This window comes from Flavobacterium fontis, from assembly GCF_900129405.1.
Lineage (GTDB): Bacteria > Bacteroidota > Bacteroidia > Flavobacteriales > Flavobacteriaceae > Flavobacterium > Flavobacterium fontis.
Genome location: NZ_FQVQ01000019.1, coordinates 40,813 through 48,744, shown reverse-complemented (window position 1 = coordinate 48,744; position 7,932 = coordinate 40,813). Strand labels below are relative to the sequence as shown.

The window sequence follows — 7,932 nt, the reverse complement described above, 5'->3', positions numbered from 1 at the left end:
TCGCTCGTACGATTGAAGACACATCCGTAACAGGTGTAGCTTTCGATGCGCAGGTATATCCCAATCCATATGCGGAGCAATTCTACTTCAAAGTAACTACCGCGAGCCAAGCGTCGTTCACCATTCAAGTGTATGACATGATGGGTCGTGCCATCGAAACGCGTACGGTTAACGCCGACGCTATCGAAAGTACTGAAGTAGGAGCTACTTATCCTTCAGGAATTTATAATGTCATCTTAACACAAGGAAATGATATTAAATCACTTCGTGTGATAAAACGATAATCCAATCCATCTTAATACTGAAAATAGCCTCTCTTCGGAGGGGCTTTTTTTACCTTTCTCTCCTCATATTATAGCGTTAATGAAACATATATATACTTTACTTTTCGTATTCTTTTTCTCTCTCCTTGGGCACCAATTAATGGCTCAAGTGGGTATTGGCACTACCAATCCCGAGGGAGCTTTAGACATTACAGCTACCGATGAGGGTTTAGTAATTCCACGTGTAGCTTTGGTAAACACCACCACGGTGACAGTTCTCACGGGCACAACTTCCGAGCTAGTCTATAACACCGCGACCAGTGGCGATGTAACCCCAGGCTTTTATTACTTGAGCTCCCCAACAGGACCTTGGATTCGCATTGCCACCGGAGCTTCGGGCTGGCAAATCACGGGAAACAGCGGAATCGTTGATGGAGTTAATTATTTAGGGACAGATGCTTCTACCAATGTGGATGTTGCTTTTCGACGAAACAATATTGCAGCTGGAAAAATCGGAGCCACCAGTACTTCCTTTGGGGTTGGCGCCTTAACCAATGGAGCCAGTTCAAATAGTACTGCCTTTGGAACCAATGCCTTACGATTAACCACAGGAGTAAACAATGTGGCGGTGGGTAATGGAACGTTGGCCGCGAACACCACTGGAATTCAAAATACTGGGGTCGGGAATGCTGCTTTATCGCTCAACACAGGAAATGCTTCCACGGCAATTGGTTTTGAAGCGATGCGCAATAATTCATCGGGGAATAATGGTACAGCGGTAGGTTTCCAAGCTTTATCCAACAATTCCTCAGCGAGTAACAATACGGCCATCGGATTTCAAACCATGATTAATAACACTATCGGATCTGAAAATACGGCCGTTGGATTTCAAGCCGCCCGCGCCAACACCGCAGGAAGTCGCAATACCGCAATGGGTCATATTGCCCTAAATAACAATATTGGAAGTGAAAATACGGCTTTCGGACATAGTGCTTTACAAGGGATTAACAACAATGCTTCGCGATTCAACACCGCACTAGGGTTCCAAGCGATGTTTGCAGGAACAGGCAATGTATCCAATGTCGTTGCCATCGGTGCTAACGCTTTGTTTCAAAATACAGCCTCCAATGCAACAGCGGTAGGATTTAACGCGCTCCAAGGGCAAATAGGTGGCGCTACAGGGAATACCGGCGTTGGATTTAGTGTATTAAACAACAATTCGACGGGCGACAATAATACAGCCGTGGGCACAGAAGCCGGATTTGCTGCTGTAGGAAGTGGTAACACGTTAATTGGTTTTCGCGCAGGTCAGTTTGCTAGTAATGCTACAGGAGCAGGAACTTTTGTTGGTTTTCAGGCTGGCGCAGGAACTACAGGAGCCAATAATACAGCGGTAGGAAACAATGCGTTGATTGCAACAGGAGCTAGCGCCAACAATGTAGCCATTGGTATGAGTGCACTCACGCAAAATATAGCTTCCAATAATACAGCGGTAGGTTTTAGCGCCTTAGTAAATAATAATACAGGAAGTGGCAACGTGGCTCTGGGGAACCAAGCTGGTTTTTCGGAAACTGGTTCCAATAAATTGTATATCACCAACGCCAATACCACTCCCACAACTTCTTTGATTTATGGAGAGTTTAGTCCTACTCCTATCTTACGCACCAACAGTACGTTTCAAATCGGTAATCCTGCTGGCACAGGGTATGTCTTTCCCGTGGCTCGGGGAACGGCCAATCAATATTTAGCCACCGATGGAAGCGGCGTATTATCGTGGGTTTCCCCTTCGGGTACCAACCAACTTTCGGCGGTACGCACAAATTTGAGCGGAAATACAGCAATAGGTACCACAGGATGGCAAATTATTCCGTTTGCCACCGAAGTTTTTGATATCAATAACGAATTTGCAGCAAATCGTTTTACAGCTACGCGAGCGGGTATTTATGAAATTAATGCAGGTTTTCACACCGACAATCAAAGCAATGGCCAATTTTATTCTATTGGCGTGTATGTTAATGGGGTGCTTTACCAGCAAAACTCAGGAAACCATATTTCCAATGGACCGGTGAGTCGCACGGTAACCTGTTTAGTCAATTTGGCGGTCGGCGGTTATGTCGAAATTTATGTCGAAAACTACCAAGCAGGCGTTTCCATTGATGGCTTTTCGGGCAAAACATATTTTGAAATACAACAAGTTAGGTAAAACAATAAGAGCAATACATAGACGTATTGCTCTTATCAACCTAACCAATAAATAAACAAACAGTAACTTGCTCCTATCGCAAGTATTTTTCAAAGTGGCGTGTGTCTACGCGTGCTTTGATATCGTGTAACAAGTTGTATAATCCAAAAAATGTGCGGTTGATGTATAAAAAATGCTTCGAACCGCGATTTCCATTCATTTTGCGCAACTGGGTGTCTTTGGCAAACTCCTCGCCCATCACCGCAATTCTTCCGAAGAATTCCTCATCCGAAAAATCGAAATGATCGGCGTGAAAGGGTTGTGTAAAGAGTTGCAACAACTCATGGAATATTTTCGTAAAATAAACAATCTCTTGAGGGGTATCATCCTGACGTAAAATCTCCAACTCATACAACTTTTGATTGAAAATCGTCGGATTGTTGATACTTTCCTTATTGGCCAATTCAAAATACGGTGTATAAAATTCCATGGGAACTTTTTTGATACACCCAAAATCGATAGCGACCAAGTTGCCTTGCTTATCCACAAGGAAATTTCCAGGATGCGGATCGGCGTGTACTTGCTTCAGCGCATGCATTTGGAACATATAAAAGTCCCACAACGCTTGCCCAATACGATCACCCAAAGCACGATCGGTATTCTGTTTGGCAAATTCCGATAAATGCAACCCATCAATCCATTCCATCGTCAAAATCTTGGCCGAGGAATATTCTTCATAGTATTTCGGGAAGCGCAAATGTTCAATATGACTACACAATTGCGTCATTTCGATACTTTGACGAAGTTCCAAATCGTAGTCGGTCTCTTCCAACAATTTGTCTTCCACTTCCTTAAAATACTTTTCCGAATCTTTACCTTTCAAATTAAACATTCGAATGGCAAAGGGTTTGACCAAAGCCAAATCCGAACTTATACTCTCTGCTACGCCCGGGTATTGTATTTTCACAGCTAAATTTTTCCCATCTTTCGTTGCTTTGTGTACCTGACCGATACTCGCAGCATTAGTGGCGTCGGGAGTGAACGTATCGTATAAGTTCTCCGGATATTGACCGAGATATTTTTTGAACGTTTTTCTAACTAAAGGAGCAGATAATGGCGGTACGCTGAATTGTGACAGCGAGAACTTGTCCACATACTGCTGGGGCATAATACTTTTGTCCATGCTCAACATTTGAGCTACTTTCAAGGCACTGCCTTTCAAATTTTTGAGTCCGTCATAAATATCCTCTGCATTATTCTCATTCAATTTATCACGCGACACACTAGGATTCACCAATTTTTCACCATAGTAAGCCACATAATTGGTGCCTACTTTGAGACCTGTTTTAACCAATTGACCGGCGCGTTCTATCTTGCCCGTCGGTATTTTATCTAGGGTCTTCATCGGTTACTTATGATTTTCTTTCCATAAAAATTTACCCAAATCAATCACACGCTCCAACGGTTGCGTTTGCATCAAATCAAAAGCGGTATTGACGGTTTTTTCAATCAAAATGTCTGTTTTCTCAAACCCTTTGGACGTATCCTCAATCCAAAATTTAAGAATCACTAAAAAATTCACCCAGGCGGCTTCTGCCGTGACTGATTTTGAAATTTTAGCCCATTTCTCATTCCAAGCGGTATCCTGGGTGAACTGAACATTATCTACGATAAAATCTTTAAAGTGGTTTCGCATCCCACGCAAAGATTTCAAATTTTTAAGTCCTTGCTTATGGCCTTCTAATTGAAATAAGACATAACTTCTATTCAACGAAAGCAATTCAAACAAAGTAAAATAGAGCGTCAATAGTTTGTCACGGTCTACAAAAGAATTGTAAGCCTCATCCTTTTGCATCGTAGCCACGGCATGCTCAAAAAACTGCGTCCAAATGGCTTCTTTCAACGCCTCAATAGAACCGAAATGAATGTAAAAATCGGATTCCTTGAGGCCCGCTTCGTGGCAAAATAGGTAAACATTCTTGGGTTCAGCGTCGTTTTTCAACACTGAATCCATAAACAACGAAATAATGGATTGATCATCTACGATCTTTTTTCTTCCTTTTTTGGGCGTTGTAGTTTCCATGTCCTATTTTTTTGTAAAGATAAGCAGTGTTTAATGTTTCAACCAAATTGTTAAACAAAATATTTTGTTAATTTTTTAGAAAAAAAACGTCCGGGGTTACCGAACGTTGATTTTTGTTAGCGACCCGCCTCGCGTTGGGCATCTTGTTTCATTTTTTCGTTGGCGACAATTGAAAACTCAACGCGACGATTCATGGCGCGACCTGCTTCCGTTTCGTTATCTCCAATCGGATCGGCTTCACCCATCCCAACAATTTGAAAACGCGACATATTCAAGCCTTTGGATTCTAAATAACGTTCTACAGCTAGGGCACGCTTTTCAGATAAATCGAGGTTGTAAGCATCGGCACCTTTGGAATCGGTATACCCAAAAATCTTGATATCTGTATCGGCATACTCACGGAACACAGGAACTAACTTATCCAAATTGGCACGTGCCGCTGCAGTCAATGTTGCTTTGTTAAAATCGAAACGCACCGCATTTTCGCCCAAAACCAATTTAATGCCTTCCCCTACCCGTTCAACTTGCGCACCGGGCAAAGCCGTCTGGATTTCGCGGGCTTGTTTGTCCATTTTGTTTCCAATAACGCCACCGGCAACACCACCAACAACGCCTCCAAGCACTGCGCCAAGCGCACCATTCCCGCCTTTACCTACATTGTTTCCGATAACACCACCCAAAACAGCACCTGCTGCTGCACCAATAGCCGCACCACGCTGGGTTTTGTTTGTGTTTTTCACCGCTTCACAACCGGCCAAAGGACCTAATGTTAGAAGTCCTACCAGTACTATTGCCATTCCTTTTTTCATCGTGTTCTAGGTTTTAATTTCTTGAAAATTGATACACTACAGTTACATTTTTACCGCCCACATTAACGCGATCGGTGAGTTCAAACGTCGAATCCGTAACGGTTCCTACTTGAAGTACATAGCCCTCGGTTACTTTGCGCGCTTTGGTTTCGTTGAGGATTTTCATTACAAATTGTCCTTCTTTGTTAATGAACCAAGTAATGGGCGAATTGAATGCCATACACGAAGCATTGTTTAAAGAAAACTCGCCTTTGTTGTTGTTGGAAATAAACCGCCATTGGCTTCCCACAAAACATTGGGAATCCGCCAAGTCAAACGAAGTAATCTTAATGACCTCCGATCCGGGATACGAAACTTTTGTCAACGTCCAATTGCCTTTTAAGGCGACTTCGGTTTTGTTGTCTAATCGGGTATTGGTTGCCGATTTGGATTTGCAAGCACTAAACAGCACCAACAACACCAAGGCATACATCATTTTTTTCATGGGTTGCTTATTAGGGTTAAAAACTGCTGCAAAAATACAACGCTCACCCTAAAATGATGTAGAATTTAACGTAATGTTAATGGCAACTAATACTACGACAATTTGTCAGTTGTGCAGGCGTTGGTATTTTCTTTGCTAAGTCAAACCCAAATTGTGTAACTCAAAAATTGTGTACTATGTCAACAGGAAAAATTAATGTTTCCGTCGAGAACATTTTCCCGCTCATAAAAAAGTTTTTATACAGCGACCATGAAATCTTTTTACGCGAATTGGTGTCCAATGCCACCGATGCCACTTTAAAATTAAAACATCTTACGGGTATTGGAGAAGCCAACGTCGAATATGGCACGCCACAAATTGAAGTTAAAATTGACAAAGAAGGTAAAAAATTACACATCATCGACCAAGGATTGGGAATGACCGCCGAAGAGGTTGAAAAATACATCAACCAAGTCGCATTCTCTGGCGCTGAGGAGTTTTTAGAAAAATATAAAGATTCTGCCAAAGATGCCGGAATCATCGGTCATTTTGGTTTGGGCTTTTACTCGGCCTTTATGGTTGCTGAAAAAGTAGAAATCATCACCAAATCGTACAAAGACGAACCTGCAGCACATTGGACCTGTGACGGTAGTCCCGAGTTTACCTTGGTACCCCACGACAAAACCGAACGCGGCACGGAAATCATTTTACACATTGCCGAAGACTCCACCGAATTTTTGGAAGAACACCGTATCGGGGAATTATTGCGTAAATACAATAAATTCATGCCGATTCCGATTAAATTCGGGACCCGCAAAGAAGCCTTACCCAAACCCGAAGACGCGGGCGACGATTACAAAACCGAATACATCGATGTAGACAATATCATCAACAATCCGTCGCCGGCATGGACCAAACAACCCACGGATTTGAAGGACGAAGATTATCAAAACTTCTACCGAGAATTGTATCCGATGCAATTTGAAGACCCGCTTTTTCATATCCATTTAAATGTTGATTACCCGTTCAACCTCACTGGAATTTTGTACTTCCCAAAAATGTCGCAGGAAGTTCAAATGCAAAAAGATAAAATCCAGTTGTACCAAAATCAGGTATTTGTCACCGACAATGTAGAAGGAATTGTGCCTGAATTTTTGGGTATGTTGCGTGGGGTTATTGACTCACCAGACATTCCGTTAAACGTATCGCGCTCTTATTTACAAGCCGATGGGAATGTGAAAAAGATTTCCAATTACATTACCCGTAAAGTTTCCGACAAACTCAAAGCCCTTTTTACCGAAAATCGCGAGGACTTTGAAAAGAAATGGAACGATATCAAAATCGTATTGGAATACGGGATGCTTACCGAGCCTAAATTTTATGAAAAAGCAGGCGATTTTGTGCTTTATCCCACTGTAAACGACACTTACTACACCTTGGCCGAGTTGAAAGAGAAACTCAAAGATACCCATACGGACAAAAATGGAAAATTGGTGGTGTTGTATACTTCCCACAAAGAGCAACAACACAGTTACATAGCAACTGCCCAAGAAAAAGGCTATCAAGTGCTTGTCATGGATTCGCCCATCGTGTCGCATTTGATTCAAAAATTGGAGACCGACAATGAGAACCTGACTTTTGCGCGCGTCGATGCCGATCATATCGATAAATTGATTCAAAAAGAGGACACAACACCCTCAAAACTCTCAGAGGAAGAACAAGAAAAGTTGAAAGGAATTTTGGAGCATGTTATCCCCAAAGCCAACTATACCTTGCAACTGGAAGCCATGGACAGTACCGCTGCTCCTTTCATTTTGACTCAACCCGAGTTCATGCGTCGTATGAAAGAAATGAGTCAAACGGGAGGTGGAATGATGGGCTTTGGCAATTTCCCCGAAATGTACAATGTGGTGGTCAATACCAATGCCGACTTGGCGACCCGTTTGTTGGAAACCGAAGGAGAAACCCAAGAAAAACTCATCAAACAAGCCTTGGATTTGGCTAAAATTGCCCAAGGTCTCCTCAAAGGAGAAGAACTAACGGCTTTTGTGAAACGTAGTTTTGAACAATTGGCCTAAAAAACTCAAAAAAAAGCGTTAAAAAAAGCTGTCGCCCTTGCAGACAGCTTTTTT

Annotated in this window: 7 protein-coding genes; 3 read left to right on the top strand and 4 right to left on the bottom strand. The window is 42.4% G+C overall.

Annotation, left to right across the window (positions count from 1 at the left end; translation table 11 throughout):
- Nucleotides 1-284, top strand: a 284-nt coding sequence (locus BUC17_RS13070) for a T9SS type A sorting domain-containing protein (RefSeq protein WP_143161815.1), incomplete at its 5' end; no start/stop codon positions are given.
- Nucleotides 285-363: 79 nt separating this feature from the next.
- Nucleotides 364-2,466, top strand: coding sequence for a beta strand repeat-containing protein (locus BUC17_RS13065; RefSeq protein ID WP_143161814.1), 2,103 nt, complete (start codon nt 364-366; stop codon nt 2,464-2,466).
- 73 nt (nt 2,467-2,539) lie between these two features.
- Here BUC17_RS13065 and BUC17_RS13060 read toward each other — a convergent pair whose 3' ends face one another.
- The 4 genes from BUC17_RS13060 to BUC17_RS13045 form a co-directional block, all read right to left on the bottom strand.
- Nucleotides 2,540-3,850: an ABC1 kinase family protein gene (locus tag BUC17_RS13060; RefSeq protein ID WP_073365228.1), complete on the bottom strand. Its 1,311-nt coding sequence runs from the start codon at nt 3,848-3,850 to the stop codon at nt 2,540-2,542.
- Between the two features lie 3 nt (nt 3,851-3,853).
- Nucleotides 3,854-4,528 (bottom strand): TetR/AcrR family transcriptional regulator, encoded by a 675-nt coding sequence (locus BUC17_RS13055; protein WP_073365226.1) that lies wholly within the window; start codon nt 4,526-4,528, stop codon nt 3,854-3,856.
- Nucleotides 4,529-4,644: 116 nt separating this feature from the next.
- Nucleotides 4,645-5,337 carry a YiaD family glycine zipper/OmpA-like lipoprotein gene (locus BUC17_RS13050; RefSeq protein WP_073365224.1) on the bottom strand — a complete coding sequence of 231 codons (693 nt, stop codon included), beginning with the start codon at nt 5,335-5,337 and terminating at the stop codon, nt 4,645-4,647.
- A gap of 13 nt (nt 5,338-5,350) precedes the next feature.
- Nucleotides 5,351-5,821, bottom strand: coding sequence for a lipocalin family protein (locus BUC17_RS13045; protein WP_073365222.1), 471 nt, complete (start codon nt 5,819-5,821; stop codon nt 5,351-5,353).
- A gap of 176 nt (nt 5,822-5,997) precedes the next feature.
- Between BUC17_RS13045 and htpG the strand changes: the two genes are divergently transcribed.
- Entirely contained in the window at nt 5,998-7,878 is a 1,881-nt protein-coding gene (gene htpG / locus BUC17_RS13040) for a molecular chaperone HtpG (protein ID WP_073365220.1), read from the top strand.
- Nucleotides 7,879-7,932: the final 54 nt, after the last annotated feature.